This is a genomic window from Mycolicibacterium sp. SMGY-1XX (genome assembly GCF_059132455.1).
The window spans coordinates 4,876,388-4,896,595 of record NZ_CP101139.1 but is presented as its reverse complement, the minus strand read 5'-3'; the positions used below and the strand labels follow the sequence as shown (position 1 = coordinate 4,896,595).

Below are 20,208 nucleotides of genomic sequence, written 5' to 3'. Positions count from 1 at the left end.
TCGGTGAGAGGGTGGTTCAGGGGATGAGCAGGGTGCGCAGCGCTTCGCCGGACTCGAGATCTGCGAATGCTTCGGCGGCTTCGGCGAGCGGGCGCCGCGCCGAGATCAGCGGGTCGAGCTTGAGTTGGCCGTCCATGTAACGGTCCACCAGGGCGGGGATGTCGATCGACGGTCGCACGGAACCGTAGTTGGAGCCGAGAATGCGTTGGTCGGCCTCGGCCAGCACCAGCGGTTCGAAAGAGGCTTTCGCGCCGGTGGGGGGCAGGCCCACGATCACTGCGGCACCGCCGAGTCCGAGCATGCGGATGGCCTGTTCGGTGGTGGAGGTGCGGCCGATGGCGTCGAAGGCGTAATCGACGCCGTCCGGGATCAGCTCGAACAGCTGATCCACGACGTCGCCCTTGGGCGCGTCGATGCGGTCGGTGGCACCGAACTGCAGCGCCAGTTGCGTCTTGTCGGGCAGCACGTCGATGGCGACGATGCGTTCGGCGCCGGCCAGCTTGGCGCCCTGGATGACGTTGAGTCCCACACCGCCGCAACCGATCACGGCGACGGTGGAACCCGGCACGACGGCTGCTGTGTTGGTGACGGCCCCTACGCCGGTGGCCACCGCGCACCCGACGACGGCGACGATGTCCAGTGGCGCGTCGTCGCGAACCTTCACCGCGCCGGAGGCGGGCACCACCACTTCCTCGGCGAACGACGAGACACCGAGGTAGTGGTGCAGTGGCTCACCGTCTTTGGACAGCCGGGACGTGCCGTCGAACAACACGCCTTTCGGGGCGACCAGCGTGGCAACCTTCTGGCAGCGGGCCTCGTGACCCGACCGGCAGTAGCGGCATTCGCCGCACGGCGGCACCCAGCTCAGCACCACGTGATCGCCGACCGCCAGCGAGGTGACGCCCTCGCCGAGTTCGACCACGACACCGCTGCCTTCGTGGCCCATGATCAGCGGTGCCGGGGCATCCCATTCACCGCGCTTGACGTGCAGATCGGAGTGGCAGACACCAGCGGCGGCGATCTTGACCCGCACTTCCCCGGCCTTCGGCGGGGCGAGCTGGATGTCGGCGATCTCGATGGGCGTCTCCGGATCGCGGTAGACGACGCCTTTCATGGGGCTCCTCTGGTCTGACGTCTGGGGCTGGCTGATCGTAGGTCCGTGAGGGCGGCCACGTCACTGTGAAAATGTGTGGATCGGGCAGGTGTTTTTCGACATCTCGTACACTCGTGCGGTGGCGCGGGATCTCGGTTCGATTGCTCAGGTTCTCGGCGGAGACCTCCAGCTGAGCGACAGTTTCACCGTCTCCACACCGGTGGATGCGGTGGTGCGGCTCGCCGATTTCGCGGTCGTCGGGCACCGGTCATACGCCACGTTGGTGGTCGGTCCGCCCGACGAGCTCGAGGCGGCACTGGACGCCGGCGATCAGCGGTCGGTGGCGTTGGGCGCTGCGGTACTGGTTACCGGCGCGGGTCACGAGGGCCTGGCCACCCGTGATCTCTGCGCCATCCTCACCACGGAGTCCAGCCACCTACTGCTCCACGCCCGACTGGTGGCGCTGCTGGCCTCCGACCAGGCCGCCGAGGACCGCCTGGTCACCACCGGCACCAAGGTGCTCACCCAGGTTGCCCGCCGCGGGGGTGCGGAAGCGGTGGTCGCCGAACTGGCGCACCGAATCGACGGGTGGGCGGTGCTGCTCGACGCGCACGGCCAGGTGATCACCACCGCGGCGGCGGGTGGTCTGCATGTGAAAGACGCTGTGGCAGTGGCATTCAACCGTCCGGTCCGGGTGCGTCATCCCGGGCTGCAGGTACACCCCGTCGGCTCAGGGGAAGACCTCAGTGCGTACCTGGTCGTCTCGTCGCGTGACCACTCCACCAGCTACAGCCGTGATCTGGCGTCCCAGGCCGCCGCGCTGCTGGACCTCAAACTGCGCAGCCACGATCACTCGGTCACCGAACGGTTGGGGCGGGAGGTCATGGTGAACACGCTGCTCGCCGGTGGGCCGTCGGCGTCGGCACTGCTGCGCCGGTGGGGTGTGCACGAGTCGTCGCTGACGGCGTTCGTGCTGACCGCGCGCTCGAAATCGGTTGACCTGGAACGACTCGTGGTGCGGTGGTTCGATGAACTGGGGGCCGTCCACGTGATGACCGAAGACCACGGCCGGATCATCGGCTTCGTCCGCAACGACAGCGTGGACGACTTGGTGTTCCGCGCAGACAGTTTCACCGATGAGGCGCGGATGGCACTGCGCCTGGGGCTGGGATCACCGGCGCCCACTGATGCTCTGGCCCGCAGTGCCGCCGAGGCCCGGCAGGCACATGAGGTCGCCGTCGCCGACGCCCGCACCGCCGTGTTCTACCGGGCCATGCCCACGGTCGCCTACGTCCTCGACCGACTCGATGGGGTGGACGGCAATCGGCTTGCGGGCGTGCTCGATCCGCTGCGGGACGACGACGGCGCGCACGGTGAGCTGGCCCGCACGTTGAAGACCTATCTCTCCGAGCACGGCGTCTGGGGGATCACCGCCCAGAAGCTGGGTGTGCATCGCCAGACGTTGACCAATCGCATCCGCCGCATCGAGGAGCTCACCGACCTGTCCATGTCGAACCCCGATGACCGCGCGGCCGCATGGCTGGCACTGCGCGCGCTGGAGATCAGATGATGGGCGGTTCACCCGGGCGCAGCAGCCGCAGCCACCGGTAACCGTAGGGGTCCAGTTGCATCTCGGCGCGGCCCTGCGCGTCGAGTTCGTATTCGGTGCGGCCGTCGAGCAGGTCGACGAGTTTGGAGCCCGACGGGGCGTCGTCGAGCTGCAACGGCACCAGGGAGCCCTCGGCGCCGAAGTTGTGCAGCCCGACCATGGCCCACCCCGACGGCTCACGGCACACATGGGCCAGCACCGCGCGGTTGGGTTGCTTGAGCACCTCGACGACCGACCAGCCGATCTCGGGTTGTTGGCGGTAGGTGTAGATCAGATCGCGGATGAACCACCAGAACGAGCTGTGGTCGTGGCGCTGTGCGGCGGCATTCACCCGGTCGGGGCCGTACAGACCGTCGGGCAACGGGCGCGGCAGCCGGCGCTTGGCGGCGGTGGAGAAGCCGCCGTTGGTGTCACCGGTCCACTGCATCGGGGTGCGGACCGCGAAACGTCCTTCCACATCCAGGTTTTCGGCCATGCCGATCTCCTCGCCGTAGAACAGCACCGGGGTGCCCGGTAACGAGAAGGCCAGCGAGTACACCATCCGCATGCGGCGCTCGTCACCGCCGAGCATGGACGGCAGCCGGCGGCGCAGACCCCGATTGTAGAGTTGCATGTCCGGCTCGGGACCGAACGCGTCGAACACCTCCTGGCGCTCGGAATCGCTGAGCTTGTCCAACGTCAGCTCGTCGTGGTTGCGCACGAAGTTGGCCCACTGGCTGGTGATGTCGAGTGCGGGCCGCTGCCGCAACGCCTTGGCCAGCGGCCGGGCATCGCCCCGGGCCAGTGAGAGATAGATGTGCTGCATCCCGATGAAGTCGAACTGCATGTTCAGGCCATCCCCGTCCGGCCCGCCGAAGAAGGCCTTCTGGTCCTTGTAGGGCACGTTGACTTCACCGAGCAGGACAGCATCCCCGATGCGCCGGGTCACGAAATTGCGGACGTCGCCCAGGTATTCGAAGGGGTCGAACGCACCCGGGTCGCCGGGCGCGCCGTCGCGGGCGAACAGGAACGGCACGGCGTCCACCCGGAACCCGGATACTCCGAGTTGCAGCCAGAATCCGAGGGTCCGCGAAATCTCCTCCTGCACGCGGGGATTGGCGATGTTCAGGTCGGGCTGGTGTTTGTAGAAGTGGTGCAGGTAGTACTCGTTGGTCTTGGGGTCGAGTTCCCAGAGGCTGTTCTCCTGATCGGGGAAGACGACGTCCTTGGACGTGTCGGGCGGTTCGGTGTCGGTCCACACGTAGTAGTCGCGATACGGGTCGTCCTTGCTGCGGCGGGCCGATTTGAACCAGGGATGGGCATCGGAGGTGTGGTTCATCACGAAGTCGACGATCACCCGGATACCGTTGGCGCGGGCGGTGCGCACCAGTTCGACGAAATCGCCGAGGTTGCCCATTTTCGGGTCGACGCCGAAGAAGTCGGTGATGTCGTAGCCGTCGTCCTTGCGGGCGGTCGGATAAAACGGCATCAGCCACAGACAGGTGATGCCCAGATCGGCCAGGTATTCGATACGTTCGGTCATTCCGCGGATATCGCCGCAGCCGTCGCCGTCCCAGTCGTAGAACGTTTCGATGTCGGCGCAGTACAGCACCGCGTTCTTCCACCGCAGGTCACCGGTGTCGATTTTCCTCATGCGGGCACCGCCGGCGCGGTCGGCGACAGCTGCGGCAGCACGTGTGCACCGAAGGCGTCGATGTAGGCGGCCTGCTGTTGGCCGACGAAGTGCAAATACAGTTCGTCCCAACCCTGTTCGAGGTATTCGTGCAGCCAGGCCGCGTGCTGACCGAGGTCGCTGGAGACCCGCACCGACTTGTGCATGTGTTCGGGCGTGACGGTCTCGCCGATGACGTCGAATGCCTCGACGGTCTCGATGTCCCAGGACACCGGCGGGCCGACGACGTTGTTGCGCCACTGATCGTGGGCGATCGCCAGCGCCTCGTCGTCGGTGGGCGCCCAGCTCAGGTGGATCTGCAGCCGCGCGGGTCCGCGGCCGCCGGCCCCGCGGTAGGCGTCGAGCACCTTCTGCAGGTTCTCGGCGGGCTGGTTCACGGTGATCAGCGCGTCCGCCCAGGCCGCATGCCGGGCCGCCGTGGCCGGCGATACGGCCGGACCCACCAGGTCGGGCACGGTGTCGGGCAGTGTCCACAGCTTGGCCCGGTTGACGTGGATCAGGCCGTCATGGCTGACTTCCTCACCTTTGAGGAGCCGGCGGATGACGTCGACGCACTCGATCAGGCGCTGATCGCGAACCTCCTTACGGGGCCACACTTCGCCGTTGATCCGCTCGTTGGACGCTTCGCCTGATCCCAGCGCCGCCCAGAACCGGCCCGGGAACATCTGTGCCAGCGTCGCGATCGCCTGCGCGATGATCGCGGGGTGGTAGCGCTGGCCCGGCGCGTTGACCACGCCGAAGGGCAGGTTCGTCGTCGCCAGCGCAGCGCCCAGGAACGACCACGCGAACCCCGACTCGTTCTGCCGTTCGCTCCACGGACTGAAGTGATCGCTCGACATGCCCGCGGTGAAGCCGGCCTGCTCGGCGTGCTGGACGTCGCGAAGCAGCTGCGCGGGGGCGATCTGCTCGTGCGAGCAGTGGAATCCGATGACCGTCATGGGATCCACATACCCACTCCACCGGCCGGACTTACGTGCCCGTCAGCTCACGCCGGAAACCGCAGCCTAGTAACACTCCCCGGCGTGCACCTGGAAGCACTCTGGGCACATCTTGTCCCGGGTCGGCTCGGGGACCGGGGTGCGCGTCGGTTTGGTGGACTGTTTCGGCTTGGCGGCCCGCGGCCGGCTGGGCGCCGGCGCCGCTCGGGTGGCGTCGGGGTTGATCGCCAGGAGCCGCTGCAGGCGCTCCTCTGCGTAGCTACGCAGCGCCGGCGACACCTCCCGGCTCAGCAGCTCCCGGTAGGCCGCGGCGTTGGTGGCGGCCGCGGCGCGGCTGGCCGGGATGGTGCCGACCAGCAGGTGCTGCAGGCTCTTCATGTACGCCTCGACGTCGGCGGCGTTCTTGCGATGCTTCGCCGCGATCTGCTCCAACGTCGAACCCTGCTCGATGCTGCGCAGCACCTCGCCGTGGTTGAAGCTGGGATCGCTGGCGTGCAGTAGTCGTTCGATCTCGTCGCGCAGCCCGGGGGTCAGCGCGCTCATGACGGGTGCCCGTTCCTTTTCCATCGATGTCCAGTATCCGCGCCCGTGGGGGTGTCGGAGAAACCCGGGCCGCTACCGTGGGAACCCGTGAGTGCTCGCTCCGTAGACCCCGATTTCCTGGCCCTGCCCCGCCAGGCGCTTGCCGACGCCGCCCTCAGTGCGGCCGTCGAAGCCGGTGCCAGCTACGCTGACCTGCGGATTCACCGCATCACCAACGAACACATCCAACTGCGCGACGGTGAGCTGGAAAGCTCGGTGGAGACCCGGGAGATCGGTCTGGCGGTCCGGGTGATCGTCAACGGCACCTGGGGTTTCGCCTCCCACGCCGAACTGTCCACCGACGTCGCCGCCGACACCGCCCGCCGGGCCGTGTCGGTGGCCACCGCGCTGGAACCGTTGAACGCCGAGCGCATCGAATTGGCGGCCGAACCCGTCTACGTCGACGCCACCTGGGTGTCGAGCTATCGCGTGGATCCGTTCGACGTGCCCACCCCGGACAAGATCGCGCTTCTGAGCGACTATTCGGGCCGGCTGTTCGCCGCCGATGGAGTGGATCACGTGTCGGCCGGGGTCAGTGCGGCCAAGGAGCAGACCTTCTACGCCGACACGTTCGGCTCGTCGATCACCCAGCAGCGGGTGCGGGTGATGCCGATGTTCGAGGCCACCGCGGTGGACGCATCGGTGGGCTCGTTCGAGTCGATGGGCACCCTGGCTCCGCCGTACGGGCGCGGCTGGGAGGTGCTCTCCGGCGACGACGTGTGGAACTGGACCGACGAACTCGCGCAGCTGCCGACGCTGCTGGCCGAGAAGGTCAAGGCGCCGTCGGTGACGCCCGGCCCGACCGACCTGGTGATCGACCCGTCGAACCTGTGGCTGACGATTCACGAATCCATCGGCCACGCAACCGAATACGACCGGGCCATCGGCTACGAGGCCGCCTACGCCGGTACCTCGTTCGCCACTCCGGACAAGCTCGGAACCATGCGGTACGGCTCGCCGGTGATGAACGTGACGGCCGACCGCACCGTCGAGCACGGCCTGGCCAGCATCGGCTATGACGACGAGGGGGTGCAGGCGCAGAGCTGGGACCTGGTGCGCGACGGCATCTTCGTGGGCTACCAGCTGGACCGGGTGTTCGCGCCGCGGCTCGGGCAGTTGCGTTCCAACGGCTGCTCGTATGCCGATTCCCCGCACCACGTGCCGATCCAGCGGATGGCCAACGTGTCGCTGCAGCCGGCCGCCGACGACATCTCGACGGCCGACCTGATCGCCCGGGTGTCCGACGGCATCTACATCGTCGGGGACAAGTCCTGGTCAATCGACATGCAGCGCTACAACTTCCAGTTCACCGGCCAGCGCTTCTACCGGATCCGCGACGGCAGACTCGATGGTCAACTGCGCGATGTCGCCTACCAGGCCACCACCACCGATTTCTGGAACTCGATGGAAGCCGTGGGCGGTCCCTCGACCTGGGTGCTCGGCGGTGCGTTCAACTGCGGCAAGGCGCAGCCCGGTCAGGTCGCCGCCGTCAGCCACGGTTGCCCGTCGGCATTGTTCCGTGGCGTGAACGTGCTCAACACCCGAGTAGAGGGAGGGCGCTGATGATTCCCGCACCCATGGTGGTCGAGATCGCCCTGGCCGCCGCCAGCCAGGGCAGCGGCTCCGACGAGACGATCGTGCTCGTCACCGACACCACCGATGCCTCACTGCGCTGGGCCGGCAACTCGATGACCACCAACGGTGTGTCCATCAGTCGCGATACCACCGTCATTTCCATTGTCCGCCAAGGCGATACCGCACACGTCGGTTCGGTGCAGTCCAGCGATGTGGACCCCGAGACCATTCCGGTGCTGGTCACCGCGGCGCAGCTGGCGGCGCGCTCGGCCCCCGAGGCGCGCGACGGCTTCCCGCTGCTGACCGACACATCGACGCCCGAGGACTGGGACCACCCGTCGCCGGGAACCGGTGCCGAGGTGTTCGGTTCGGTGGCCCGCTCGTTGGCGGCCGGGTTTGCCGGTGCTGATCAGCTCTACGGGTTCGCCCATCACATCGTGTCGACGACGTGGCTGGCCACCTCCACCGGTGTGCGGCGCCGCTTCACCCAGCCCACCGGCACGGTCGAGATCAACGCCAAACGAGGCGGCGCCAGCGCCTGGGCGGGAGTCAGCACGCCATGGTTCGTCGACGTGCCCACTGATCAGCTACTCGAAGACCTGTCGATGCGGCTCGGATGGGCTTCCCGCACAGTCGAACTGCCCGCCGGGCGGTACGAGACCATCATGCCGCCGTCGACGGTGGCCGACATGATGATCTACCTGGGCTGGTCGATGGATGGCCGCGGCGCCCAGGAGGGCCGCACCGCGCTGTCGGCGCCCGGCGGTGGCACCCGGGTGGGGGAGCGGCTCACCGACCTGCCGTTGACGCTGTACTCCGATCCCGTCGAGCCGGGCCAGGAATGCGCGCCGTTCGTGCACACCGGCAGCTCGTCGGAACGGATGTCGGTGTTCGACAACGGTCTGGTGATCCCGCGGGTGGACTGGATCCGGGACGGTGTGGTCAACGCACTGGCTTATCCACGGGCCGCTGCCGCCGAATTCGACGCCCCGGTGGCCGTTCCCGCGACGAACATGCTGATGACCGGCGGGACGGCCGAGCTGGCCGACCTGGTGGCCTCCACCGAACGCGGGTTGCTCCTGACCACCTTCTGGTACATGCGCGAGGTCGACCCCACCACCCTGTTGCTGACCGGACTCACCCGTGACGGTGTGTATCTGGTCGAGGACGGCGAGATCACGGCCGCGGTGAACAACTTCCGCTTCAACGAGAGTCCGCTTGATCTGCTGCGCCGTGCCACCGAGGCCGGGGTGGCCGAGCCGACGCTGCCGCGTGAATGGGGCGATTGGGCCACCCGCGCCACCATGCCGAGCCTGCGCATCCCCGATTTCCACATGTCCTCGGTCAGCCAAGCCCAGTAACGCCGAGCGCGCGTGTCTGTACGCCAACACGCCGCAGAATCTGTACAAAGGCGAGCGCTCGGCGCGTTTCCTGCCTGGCGCATCGGGTATCCCCGACTTCACCAGAGTCCAGGGAGGGACCGATGAATACACGTGTGAGGACGGGCTTTGCCCTGTTCACCGGCGCAGCGGCCATGACGCTGCTGGTCGGCTGCGGAGGCAGCGACTCCGGCGAGGAGACCACCACCAGCGAAACCACCGAGACCACCAGCGAAACCACCACCACCACCACGACGCCCACCACGACTGCACCCGCCACCACAGGCACCGAGGCACCCGCGGGCACCGGCGAACCCACCGGCGGCGCCGGCAGCGTCCCGGGCGGCCCGACCGGCGGCGGCGGTCCTGAGGGCGGCGGCGGCAGCGTGCCGGGTGGCCCGACCGGCGGCGGTGGTCCTGAGGGCGGCGGCGGCAGCATCCCCGGTGGCCCCACGGGCGGCGGTGGTCCTGAGGGCGGCGGCGGCACCATTCCCGGTGTCGGCGGCGGCAGCGGCGGTCCCGAAGGCGGCGGCGGCTGCGTCGGCGACGTCTGTGTGACCGTCCCGGCCCCGTAACCCGACCCAAAACACTGACACAGCAGCCCGGTCGGAGGCAGTGTGTGAGGCGTGCTCACTCGTCTCACGGCGCTGTCGCCGGCCGGGCTTGCTCATGTCAACGCCGCGGTGCGCCAGACCTGCGCGTCCACGCTGGGCCTGACGCCGCTACCCGCGGATGCCGAGCCGGAAGCGCATCCCGATGTGCTGGCATTCGCCGAGCAGTTCAGTACCGACGTCGCCGCGCTCACCCCCGAAAAGCGATCTGCGTTCCTGGCGGCCACCGGTGACGCGGCATTCGCCGTGGTGGCGCTGATCTTCATCGCCGACTATGTGCCCCGGGTGCTCCGCGCCAGAGCGGCGCTGAGGCTGGACTCCACCGTGGACAGCACGGAATGGGATCGCGATACCGATCCCGGTGACCTGCTGCTGAACCACTTCGCGCCGACGGTGGCGCGGATGCGCGCGCTTGATCCCGTGACGACGGAGATCGTGCGGTTGCGTGGCGCTGCCCAACACAATTGCCGGCTGTGCCGGTCCCTGCGCGACGGCGACGCACTCGAGGGCGGCGGATCCGAACCCCTGTACGACGACATCGCGCACTACGAAACGTCGAACCTGTTGACCGGCAGGCACAAAGCAGCCCTTCGTTACGTCGATGCCCTGATCTGGACGCCGGCACACATTCTCGAGCAGACGGCCGACGCAGTGCGCGCTCATTTCCGCGACGACGAAGCCGACGAATTGACCCTCGACGTGATGCGCAATGCGTGCAACGAGATTGCGGTGGCGTTCGGCGCCGACGCGCCTCGCGTACAACAGGGAACCGAGCGCTACACCATCGGCGCGGACGGCCATCCCGTCTACGGTCAGAAATCCAGTTCGGTGTAGATCTGCCGCAAGACCTCGGGCAGCAACGCGTTGGCGGTGGTCCGGCCGTCGGGGGACAGGGTCAGGTTGGTCCAGATCACCAGCGTCACATCGTTGTTCGGGTCGTGGCCCATGAACGAGTTGAAGCCGGGTAGCTCGCCGCCGTGGTAGTACATTCCCGCCTGCGGCCCGAACTGCTGGTAGGTGATGCCGTACCCGTACTGTTGCCCGCCCATGGCGTCAGGGTCCTCGGGTAGCAGGCTGTCGAGCCACTGCTGTTGTGACTGCGGTCCGAACACCCCGCCGGACACCAGCTCCCGGATCCACACAGCCAGATCCTCCGCGGTCGCGATGGCCCCACCCGCGGCGGTGGCATACGACGGGTTCTGGTGGGTGTAGTCGACCGGTCGCAGCGTCCCGGCGTGCGCGGCAGCCTGCACATCAGCGGGATAGTCGGCGTCCACCAACGCATAGGAGGAACCGCCGTACATATAGCCGTGCGAGTAGGGCGCCGGCATTCCGGTGTCGGTGGGGGCCGGCAGCAGTGTCTGCCGAAGACCGAGCGGGCCGAACAGTCGCTGCTGGAACTGCGCCGACAGGGGCTGCCCGCCGGCCTTTTCGGCCACCAGCCCCAGCAACGCGTAGTTGGTGTTGCTGTAGTCGTACCGCGCCCCCGGGGGGAACAACGGTGGGTGGGCGTAGCCGAGAGCCAAAATCTCCTGCGGGGTCCACACTTTCGCCGGGTCGGCATCGAGCGCTGCCGCCAGGTCAGGGGCGTTGGTGTAGCCGTACAGACCGCTGCGCATGGTCAGCAGCTGCTGCAACGTGATGTTCTCACCGTTGGGAACCCCCGGCACATACGCCGAGACCGGGTCGCCGAGGGCCAGCTTGCCGTCCTGGGCCAGCAACAGGATCACGGCCGCCGTCATGGTCTTGGTGTTCGAGGCGATCCGGAAGTGTGTGGTGGTCTGCGGTGGCGCCGCGACGCCCAATTCGGTGGTGCCCGCGGCCGCGGTGTAGGAGCCCCGCGGTGTCTGCACCAACACCAGTGCTCCCGGAATCAGCATCTCGCGGGCGGCGGTCTCGACGACAGCCTGCAGACGCGCGGGGTCGATGGGCTGCAGTGCCGATGACGGCTCCGCGGCAGCGGTCGGGTTGGCCACCAGCACCGCCGCACACGCTGCGGTGGTCAGCATCCGTACGCGCAACCGCGTCCACGTCATCAGCGTCGCCTCCCGGAGTCGAGCTGTGGGCCGAAGTGTATCGCCGGGCTGCGTGCGGTAACGCCGATTGGCGCAGACGCGATAGTTGGCTGAAACGCCAGCACGATCTTGTCCTTGGTGTCATCCTGATGCCGCTCTCTTCGTAAGCCCGGGGTGTTCGATCCGAGAGTCATTGGTCACTGACGGGGCGTTCCTTCGAGGGGGAGTAATGCGCGCAGCGGTACACATCGGTCGGGTGGGCGGGCTGGCCGTCGCACTGGGAGTCGGGCTGGCGGTGGTCACGGGCGCGGGGGTAGCAGCCGCCGACACCACGGACACCGATTCGGACACCACCACACGAACGTCGGATTACTCGACGAAGAACAAACGCGCGGAGGCGCGAGGGTCCTCGGAATCCACGGCGAAGCCGACCCCGAGTGACGACGACAAGACCACCGACGACGAGCCCCCCGAGGACGAGGCGCCCGAGGACGACGCCCCTGAGAACGAGGCCCCTGAGAACGAGGCCCCTGAGAACGAGGCCCCTGAGAACGAGGCCCCTGACGACGTGGCCCCCGGGGACGACGCCCCCGCGGACGAAGCCGGCGCGGCAAGCGGGGCGACGCGCTACTCCTCTGACACCAGGTCGCGTCCGGCGGTCACAACGACGACGCCCGCTCCCGAGCCGGAAACAGTTGTCCAACAGGACGAGCCGGTTCGCGGGCTCACACCAGAGCTCGCCCCGGTGATCGCGCCGCCCATCGAGGCCACCTACACCAAGGTCCTCACACCATTGCTCGGGCAGGTGCGCACCGCCACCCTTCAAACAGTCGCTGCACCAACACTTTCCGAGCCCCAGGTGCTCACCGGTGTGGCCCTCGACACCCCGGTGCGGACGCCGGCTCCGCAGCAGTCGTCGCTGCTGTTGACGTTGCTCACCCTCGGTGCCCGCCGGGAAACCCAAGCGCGCACGTTGGCCACCGCCACCCCTGTTGCCGCGGCAGCCGTCACAGTCCCGGTCACCACCCGGGTCGGCTGGCTCACCGGCGCGGGCAGCATCAACGACACCGTGAGGCGGTTCGGCATCGCCGGCACCGACGTCGGCGTCATGTGGGACAACGGCATCACCAAGGACAATCCGGCCACCACCATCGTCGAGCAGCGCCAGGTTCTCATCGCCTTCGGCGACACGTTCAGCGGGGCCGGGATGTCCGGCGTGTGGCGCAACAATGTCCTGCTGCGCAGCGCCGACAACGTGCTGTCCAACGGCCTGTACGTGCCCAATGGGATCATCCACGATCCGGGCGCCTACAGCGGCTCGCCGATGACCAACCCGAACTTCTCGAGGGAGATCATCGGCAAGTACGGCTATGCCGTCGGTTCGGAGGTGACGATCATTCCGACCGCTGCCATCGCGGTGCCCGGCGCCGGCGCCAACGGGGCGACGCGGCAGTACGTCAACTTCATGTCGGTGCGGTCGTGGGATACGCCGGGCCGCTGGACCACCAACTACTCGGGCATCATCTGGTCCGACGACAACGGCCAGAACTGGACCGTGGTGCCGGCCTCGAGCATCAGGCCCGCAGCAAGTGGGCGTTCAACGCGGCCCTTCATCAACGGCAACCAGAACTTTCAGCAGGGCGCCTACGTCAAACCTCCCGCCGGCTCGGCCGATGCCGCGGCGGGTTGGGTGTACTCGTACGGCACGCCCGCCGGCCGTGGCGGCACGATCTACGTGTCGCGGGTCAACGACAAGCAGATCCTGGATCAGACCAAGTACGAGTACTGGAACGGCACCAGCTGGGTGAAGAACAACCCGGCGGCGGCCAAGCCCATCCTGCCCGGCACCACGACCACCAGCTTCTTCGGCCTGATCAAGAACACGACGTACCCGACGGCCGGGGAGATGTCGGTGCAATACAACCCCTACCTGAAGAAGTACGTGATGCTCTACACCGACAGCGGTGACAACGTGGTGATGCGCACCTCGTCGACACCGCAAGGCAGCTGGTCGACGCCGAAGACGCTGGTCACGTCGTCGCAATACCCGGGGCTCTACGCGCCGATGATCCACCCGTGGTCGGGTTCGACGTTGCTCAAGAAAGAGGACGGCACGGCCGAGGATCCGCAGATGCTGTACTGGAATCTGTCGCAGTGGAACGAGTACAACGTGGCGTTGATGCGGACCGACCTGAGCCGCGTGTAGCGCCGCGCCGCGACGCGACGATAGGAACGACATGAAGCGTGTGGCAGCAGTGGCAGTCACGGTGGCGGCGTTGACGGTGGCGCCGGTGGCCTCGGCGGCGCCGCAGCCCGGCAGCGCGTGCCCGGCCCCGGAGGCGTTGACCAAGCTGCCCGATCGGACGGTGCTGACCTGTTCCGGTGGTACCTGGACGCCGTATCCCGGGCCCTATCCGAACAGCGGCACCTGGGTCAGCGACCAGGCCGGTATCACCCTGCACGGCCAGGGGCTGCGCAATCCCGAGATCATGTCCGGCGCATGGACCGCGACGCCGCTGGATGCCGCCGCGGCGTGCGGCGTGCGCCAGGCTTCGGTGGTGGCCGCCGGCGAGGTCGGCCCCGAGCAGATCACCACGGGCGAGCCCGGGCAGAGACTCGACTTCGAGGTGCTGCCAGTGGTTTTCAACATCACCCTCAGTGGGGATTGTCTGTGGCAGAAGAAGGCGTGAAACAGCCTGCATCGGGTAGTCGGTCGTCATGGCCGACAACGAGAAAGACCAGCAGCAACAAGGCGTAGAGGAGCTGGCCGGCCGGGAGGCCAGCCAGATCCCGGTCGACGAACTCGACAACACCATCGACGACGATGCCAGTCCCGCCGGCCGGCACGCCATGTCCGAGTCCACCAACGAGCCCAGTCCGAACAAGTCGGTGGGCACCAGCGACTTTCCGGTGCGAGAGTGGCCGGACCGGGAGATCTGATCAGGGAAGCGTTGCCGCCAACACCACGGTGACGGTGTCGGCGACGCGCAGTGAACCCATCATCATCGAATACGGTTTGACGCCGAAATCGGACTGGCGCACCTGCGAGCGGCCCGACACCTCGCGTCCGTCCACCTCGACGTCGACGACGTGCTCGCGGCGCCGGCCACGGATGTCCAGTTCGCCAGTGATCCGGTATCCGGCTGCTGTCGCCTCGATCGTCGTTGAGGTGAAGCGGACAATCGGAAAGCGCTTCGCCGACATCGTTTTCAGTGCGTTGGAGCGTGCGACCGCGCGCTCCGGTGGAGTCAGTGGTGTCACTCCACCTTCGCCGCTCTCCACCGAGAACGAGTCGACGTCCGCGGTCAGGGTCAGTGCCGACGGCTGGTCGCCCGCCCAGTCCAGGCAGGCGCGCCAGGATTCGACCGCGATGGTCAGCCGGTGGCCCATGCGGGCGGCCACACCGTCGACGCCGGTGAGCACCTTCAAAGTTCCCGCGCTGCTGTCGAAGTCCGTCATTGGCGTCACCGTACCTGCCGATGCACCGGTCACATCGCGGTGCCCCCGCCGTCGACGTGCAGGATGGCGCCGGTGATGAAACTGGATCGCGGCGAAGCCAGGAAGAGCACCGCCTGCGCGATCTCCTCGGGTTCGGCGGTGCGTCCCAGCGGCAGGGCGCGGCCGAGTTCCTCGTTGGTGTCGCCCCATTCGGCGAGCACGCCGTCGGTTCGGGTGGGCCCGGGGGCGACGGCGTTGACCCGCACGCCGGCCGCGCCGAACTCCGCGGCCCATGTCCGGGTCAGGGATTCGACCGCCGCTTTCGATGCGCTGTACACCGAGGCGGCCGGGACCCCCTTTGACGCCACCATCGACGTGATGTTCACGATGCTGCCGCGGCTGCGCTCCACCATTCCCGCCGCCAGGGCTGCCGAGAGGAAATAAGTGCCGCGGACGTTGGTGTCGAAGGTGCGCTCGAACGTCGCGGCGTCCTGATCGAGTGTCAACGCTCCGGGGAAGCTCGCGGCATTGTTGATCAGAATGTCCACCTGGCCGGCCTGCATCACCAGCGCGTCCACCGACGCCGGGTCGGACATGTCGGCCGGGATGAACCGGGTCCGTTGGTGAGCGGCGGCGGCCTCACCCCTGCGCGGATCCCGGCCGGTGATGATCACCTCGGCACCCGCGTCGGCGAGCAGCCGGGCGCATGCCAGGCCTATTCCGGCGGTGCCGCCGGTGACCAGCGCTGTGTGACCCTGCAGTTCCATCTGTGTGTCCTTTCGTCTCCACGTGCCGGAACTCCCGGTCGGCGCGGCGGTCATCCAGATGCGATTCAGATCACGTGGATGAATCGGCGCCCCCGCATCCGTTTCGGCGGTCAGAGGCAGTGACGACACGGCCTCGGTTACGCGAACAGGAGAGGCCAACATGAGAATCGTCGTCATCGGCGGAACCGGCCGGATCGGATCAAAGGTGGTGCAGGGCCTGACCGAACATGGCCACGACGCCGTGGCCGCGGCGCCGTCGACCGGCGTCAACGTCCTCACCGGCGAGGGGCTGGCCGATGTGCTGGCCGGCGCCGAGGTGGTGGTCGACGTCACCAACTCGCCGTCCTTCGAGGAAGCCGACGCCCAGCACTTCTTCCACACATCCACCACCAACCTGCTGGCCGCGGAAGTCACCGCCGGCGTTGGACATCACGTCGCGCTGTCGGTGGTCGGGACAGAGCTGCTGGCCCGCGAAAGCGGCTATTTCCGGGCGAAACTGGCGCAGGAGGAGCTGATCGCCCACGGACCGGTTCCGTATTCGATCGTGCGGGCCACCCAGTTCTTCGAATTCCTCGGCGTCATCGCTGATTCCGCCACTGTCGACGGCACTGTGCGGCTGCCCGCCGCGTTCATCCAGCCGATGGCCACCACCGATGTCGCCGAGGCCGTCGCCATCGCCGCGGTCAACGCTCCGGTGCAGGGCATCAGCGAAGTCGGTGGGCCGGAACGGTTCCGGCTCCCGGACCTGATCCGCACGGCGCTGACCGCGCGCGGAGACGGTCGCGAGGTCGTCGCCGATCCGCAGGCGCGCTACTGGGGGGTGGCCATCGACGAGGGCACCCTGGTGCCCGGTGACGGGGCGACGCTGTTCGACATCCGGTTCGAGGACTGGATCCTCGAGGCAGCGGCCAGAAGCTAGAGGAATGGTGAACGGTCCGGCCGCGGCACTGGACCCGGCCGGACCCGCACCCGAGGAGAACGAACAACCATGGATGTCTTTGACGCTGTCACCAGCCGGCATGCGGTGCGCGGGTTCACCGACCAACCCGTTCCGGTCGAGGTCCTCGAGCGGGTCCTCACCGCCGCCCGATGGGCGCCGTCGGGGTCCAATCTCCAGCCGTGGCGCACCTACGTCGTGACCGGCGAACCGTTGGCACTCCTGAAGAAACGTGCTGTCGAGCGGGTTTCGGCGGGTGACCCCTGGGATGCTCGCGAATTCGAGATGTACCCGGCCGCACTGAAATCGCCGTACCGGCAGCGGCGTCATGACTTCGCCGAACAGCGCTACGGCGCGCTCGGTATCGACAGACAGGATATCGAGGCGCGGCAGCGCGCAGCGATCGGTAACTGGGACTGCTTCGGTGCGCCGGCAGCGCTGTTCTGTTACGTCGACCGCGATCTCGGGCTGCCGCAATGGGCCGACGTCGGCATGTACCTGCAGACGGTCATGCTGTTGCTGCGCGCCGAGGGGTTACACAGCTGCCCGCAGATGGCCTGGTCCACCACCCGGACCACCGTCGCGGAGATCGTGAAACCGGATGAGGGGTTGATCCTGTTCTGCGGCATGTCGATTGGCTACGAGGATCCCGACGTCCAGCATCCGCGCACCGGGCGGGCACCGCTGGGGGAGACGGTCACCTTCGTATCGGACTGATTCCGCGCTACCATCCATGCGGGCCGGGCCGGCCACCCGGAGACGATCGGACACGGTGGAGCGGTGATGTCGAGCGAGGGACGGAAACGGTCTCTGCTGGGGCGCGCCACCGAAACCGAGGTTCTACGAGGAGTGATCTCCACCGTGCGCGGCGGTCGGTGTCAAGTGCTGGTGCTGCGTGGTGAAGCTGGTGTCGGCAAGTCCGCGTTGCTCGGCTATGTCACCGAGGCGGCCTCGGCATTCCGGGTCATCGCCGTGTCGGGGGTGGAATCCGACATGGAACTCGCCTACGCCGGTCTGCAGCAGCTGTGCGCACCGCTGATGGGGCATTTGGACGACCTGCCACCACCGCAGCGCGACGCCCTTCTGGTGGCCTTCGGCCAGGGCGTCGGGCCCACTCCCGACCGGTTCCTGGTGGGCCTGGCGGTCTTGAGCCTGCTGGCCGCCGCCGCAGACGAGCAGCCGCTGCTGTGCGTGATCGACGACGCGCAGTGGCTGGATCAGGTGTCGGTTCAGACGCTGGGGTTCGTGGCCCGCCGACTGATGGCGGAGCCGGTGGCGCTGGTGTTCGGTGTGCGCGACACCGGCACCGAGGTGCTCGCCGGTCTCCCGGAACTGCGGGTCGCGGGCCTACCCGACGCCGAGGCCCGTGAGCTGTTGGAAACGGTCATGGTGGGCGGGATCGACCCGGGTGTGCGCGACCGTCTGGTCGCCGAGACCCGCGGCAACCCGTTGGCCCTGCTGGAGATACCGCGCACGGTGTCGGCGCCGGAACTGGCGGGCGGCTTCTGGAACATGGGCGCGCAGAACTCGCCGGGGCGCCTCGGAGAGAGGTTCGTGCGTCGGATCCAGGCCTTGCCGGACGCCACAAGGATGCTGCTGCTCGTCGCGGCGGCCGAACCCGTCGGCGACGCGGCGCTGTTTTTGCGTGCGGCGGCGCGGCTCGGAATCGCGGTCGACGCCTTGGCGCCGGCGGAGGCCGCCGGCGTCATCGAGTTCGGCACCCGCATGCGCTTCTACCACCCGGTGATGCGCTCGGCCGCGTACCGGGCCGCTGACCTCACCGACCGGCGCACCGTCCACCGCGCGCTCGCCGAGGCCACCGACGCCGAGGCGGACCCCGACCGTCGAGCCTGGCATGCCGCCAACGCGGTGGCCGGTGCCGACGAATCGGTGGCCGAGGAACTCGAGGCCTCCGCCGGGCGGGCGCAGAGCCGGGGTGGAACAGCCGCTGCGGCAGCGTTTTTGGAGCGCGCCACGGTGCTTACCGCCGATCCCGCGCTACGAGGCAGGCGGGCGCTGGCCGCAGCACTGGCCAAACGCGACGCCGCAGCGCCGGACGCTGCCTACGAGCTTCTCGGCGTCGCCGACCATTCAGCGCTGTCCGACCTCGACCGTGCCCGGGCCGCCCGACTGCGCGCACAGATGGAGTTCGTCCGCAGCCGGGCCGGTGACGCCGGGGCCCGGCCCGTCGGCGACACGGCGCCGGCGCTCCTGGCTGCGGCCGGTCATCTCGAGCACCTGGACGACTTCGCCGCCCGCGAAACCTACATGGAGGCTTTCGCGGCTCTGCTGTACGCCGGTCGGCTCGGCGCGCCGGGTGCACTGGGTAAGGCCGCGGCGGCGGCGCGGGACGCGGTGCAGCGCACACCGGAGCGGCCACGTTCGGTGGACCTGCTGCTCGAGGGGATGGTCGAACGGATCACCGGCGGTGTGCGCGCCGGCTCGGGGCCGCTGCGCCTCGCGCTGGCCGCCATGCTGGAGTTGGCGCGAGCCGACGAGACTCAGGTGCGGCGCTGGATGGTCCCGGCGTTCCCCGTTCTGCAGGAATCCGCGGCTTACGAGTTGTGGGATGACATGGTCGTGGGCCACCTGTCTGCCGCCGTGGTGCGCCAGGCCCGCAGCGCCGGAGTACTCGCCGGTCTGCCGCAGGCATTGGTGTACCGCGCCGGTGATCACCTTCTCGGCGGCGAATTTGCCACAGCAGCAACACTTCTGGAGGAGGCGGCGTCGCTGACCGAGGCCACCGGCAGCCACGGCCCGGTGCGGTACCACGCGGTGCAGCTGGCCGCCTGGCGCGGGGATCCGACGGGGGCCACCATCACCATCGAGGCGGCCGCCGCCGACGGTGCGGCCCGCGGGGAGGGACGCCTGCTGAGCTTCACCGGATACGCCGGCGCCGTCCTGTACAACGGGCTCGGCCGCTTCGAGGAGGCCGCGGCCTGTGCGCGCGACGCCTGCCGGCATGAGGAACTGGGGTTTCATGGGTGGGGTCTGCTGGAACTGGTCGAGGCGGCCGCGCAGGTCGACGACAAGGTGACGGCCACCGACGCGGTGCGACGACTGGAAGAGCGCGCCGGTGCCAGCGCCACCGACTGGGGCCTGGGCGCCCTGGCCGGTGCGAAGGCACAGCTGGCCGCACTGCTGGGGGAACCCGACCGCGCCGAGGAACAGTACCGGGAGTCTCTCGAGCGGCTGGCGCGCACCCGCGTCGTCGTCCATCTCGAGCGGGCCCGGCTCAGTTACGGCGAGTGGCTGCTCGGAGTGGGCCGGCGCGGTGACGCCCGACGAGAGTTGACCCAAGCCCACGACGCGTTCAGCCGGATGGGGGCGCAGGCCTTCGCCGACCGCGCGCGTCGTGGCCTGCTGGCTGTGGGAGAGAAGGTCCGCAAGCAGCCGATCGGTACCGGCGACGAATTGACCACCCAGGAGGCGCAGATCGCCCGGCTGGCCGCCGACGGCCTGACCAATCCGGAGATCGGGGCGCAGCTGTTCATCAGCGCGCACACCGTGGACTGGCACCTGCGCAAAGTCTTCGTCAAACTCGGTATCAGCTCGCGCCGGCAACTGCGCACGGTGTCCTGGGCCAGCTGAG

The 20,208-nt window shown here is 68.3% G+C and carries 18 protein-coding genes; 11 read left to right on the top strand and 7 right to left on the bottom strand.

What is annotated here, in order from left to right:
* Positions 1-16 precede the first annotated feature (16 nt).
* Positions 17-1,114: an alcohol dehydrogenase catalytic domain-containing protein gene (locus NL241_RS23535; protein WP_487687200.1), complete on the bottom strand. Its 1,098-nt coding sequence runs from the start codon at positions 1,112-1,114 to the stop codon at positions 17-19.
* Between the two features lie 118 nt (positions 1,115-1,232).
* On the opposite strand from NL241_RS23535, the gene NL241_RS23530 reads away from it, so the two are divergent.
* A complete protein-coding gene (locus NL241_RS23530) occupies positions 1,233-2,663 on the top strand; it encodes a PucR family transcriptional regulator (protein ID WP_494395207.1) in 1,431 nt (476 codons plus the stop codon).
* Here the strand turns inward: NL241_RS23530 and NL241_RS23525 are convergent.
* From NL241_RS23525 to NL241_RS23515, 3 genes are all read right to left on the bottom strand, one after another.
* Positions 2,656-4,335 carry an alpha-amylase family protein gene (locus tag NL241_RS23525; RefSeq protein ID WP_494395206.1) on the bottom strand — a complete coding sequence of 560 codons (1,680 nt, stop codon included), beginning with the start codon at positions 4,333-4,335 and terminating at the stop codon, positions 2,656-2,658. The genes NL241_RS23530 and NL241_RS23525 overlap by 8 nt on opposite strands.
* Positions 4,332-5,312 (bottom strand): TIGR03885 family FMN-dependent LLM class oxidoreductase, encoded by a 981-nt coding sequence (locus NL241_RS23520; RefSeq protein WP_494395205.1) that lies wholly within the window; start codon positions 5,310-5,312, stop codon positions 4,332-4,334. Before NL241_RS23520 ends, NL241_RS23525 begins: the two co-directional genes overlap by 4 nt.
* A 66-nt stretch (positions 5,313-5,378) precedes the next feature.
* Positions 5,379-5,879, bottom strand: coding sequence for a hypothetical protein (locus NL241_RS23515; protein ID WP_494395204.1), 501 nt, complete (start codon positions 5,877-5,879; stop codon positions 5,379-5,381).
* Positions 5,880-5,942: 63 nt separating this feature from the next.
* On the opposite strand from NL241_RS23515, the gene NL241_RS23510 reads away from it, so the two are divergent.
* From NL241_RS23510 to NL241_RS23495, 4 genes are all read left to right on the top strand, one after another.
* A complete protein-coding gene (locus NL241_RS23510; protein ID WP_494395203.1) occupies positions 5,943-7,457 on the top strand; it encodes a TldD/PmbA family protein in 1,515 nt (504 codons plus the stop codon).
* A complete protein-coding gene (locus NL241_RS23505; protein ID WP_494395202.1) occupies positions 7,457-8,830 on the top strand; it encodes a metallopeptidase TldD-related protein in 1,374 nt (457 codons plus the stop codon). The genes NL241_RS23510 and NL241_RS23505 overlap by 1 nt, the downstream gene beginning before the upstream one ends.
* A 122-nt stretch (positions 8,831-8,952) precedes the next feature.
* Positions 8,953-9,423, top strand: coding sequence for a hypothetical protein (locus NL241_RS23500; RefSeq protein WP_494395201.1), 471 nt, complete (start codon positions 8,953-8,955; stop codon positions 9,421-9,423).
* A gap of 51 nt (positions 9,424-9,474) precedes the next feature.
* Entirely contained in the window at positions 9,475-10,293 is an 819-nt protein-coding gene (locus tag NL241_RS23495; RefSeq protein WP_494395200.1) for a carboxymuconolactone decarboxylase family protein, read from the top strand.
* Here NL241_RS23495 and NL241_RS23490 read toward each other — a convergent pair.
* A complete protein-coding gene (locus tag NL241_RS23490; RefSeq protein ID WP_494398375.1) occupies positions 10,272-11,468 on the bottom strand; it encodes a serine hydrolase domain-containing protein in 1,197 nt (398 codons plus the stop codon). The genes NL241_RS23495 and NL241_RS23490 overlap by 22 nt on opposite strands.
* Positions 11,469-11,703: 235 nt before the next feature.
* Between NL241_RS23490 and NL241_RS23485 the strand changes: the two genes are divergently transcribed.
* Genes NL241_RS23485 through NL241_RS23475 form a run of 3 tightly spaced genes read left to right on the top strand, consistent with a single transcriptional unit; the run spans position 11,704 to position 14,414 of the window.
* Positions 11,704-13,680 carry a glycoside hydrolase family 183 protein gene (locus tag NL241_RS23485; protein WP_494395199.1) on the top strand — a complete coding sequence of 659 codons (1,977 nt, stop codon included), beginning with the start codon at positions 11,704-11,706 and terminating at the stop codon, positions 13,678-13,680.
* 31 nt (positions 13,681-13,711) lie between these two features.
* Positions 13,712-14,164 carry a hypothetical protein gene (locus tag NL241_RS23480; RefSeq protein ID WP_494395198.1) on the top strand — a complete coding sequence of 151 codons (453 nt, stop codon included), beginning with the start codon at positions 13,712-13,714 and terminating at the stop codon, positions 14,162-14,164.
* Between the two features lie 28 nt (positions 14,165-14,192).
* Complete coding sequence (locus NL241_RS23475) at positions 14,193-14,414, top strand: hypothetical protein (protein WP_494395197.1); 222 nt, start codon at positions 14,193-14,195, stop codon at positions 14,412-14,414.
* On the opposite strand, the gene NL241_RS23470 is transcribed toward NL241_RS23475, so the two are convergent.
* On the bottom strand, positions 14,415-14,933 hold the full coding sequence (locus NL241_RS23470; RefSeq protein WP_494395196.1) for a YceI family protein: 519 nt from the start codon (positions 14,931-14,933) through the stop codon (positions 14,415-14,417).
* Between the two features lie 29 nt (positions 14,934-14,962).
* The gene (locus tag NL241_RS23465) at positions 14,963-15,679 is read right to left on the bottom strand and encodes an SDR family NAD(P)-dependent oxidoreductase (protein WP_494395195.1); all 717 of its coding nucleotides are present in this window, start codon (positions 15,677-15,679) and stop codon (positions 14,963-14,965) included.
* 160 nt (positions 15,680-15,839) lie between these two features.
* On the opposite strand from NL241_RS23465, the gene NL241_RS23460 reads away from it, so the two are divergent.
* The 3 genes from NL241_RS23460 (at position 15,840) to NL241_RS23450 (ending at position 20,207) form a co-directional block, all read left to right on the top strand.
* Positions 15,840-16,598 carry an SDR family oxidoreductase gene (locus NL241_RS23460; RefSeq protein WP_494395194.1) on the top strand — a complete coding sequence of 253 codons (759 nt, stop codon included), beginning with the start codon at positions 15,840-15,842 and terminating at the stop codon, positions 16,596-16,598.
* A 69-nt stretch (positions 16,599-16,667) separates the two neighbouring features.
* The gene (locus tag NL241_RS23455) at positions 16,668-17,333 is read left to right on the top strand and encodes a nitroreductase (protein WP_494395193.1); all 666 of its coding nucleotides are present in this window, start codon (positions 16,668-16,670) and stop codon (positions 17,331-17,333) included.
* Positions 17,334-17,399: 66 nt separating this feature from the next.
* Positions 17,400-20,207, top strand: a complete 2,808-nt coding sequence (locus NL241_RS23450; protein WP_494395192.1) for a helix-turn-helix transcriptional regulator — start codon at positions 17,400-17,402, stop codon at positions 20,205-20,207.
* Position 20,208 lies beyond the last annotated feature (1 nt).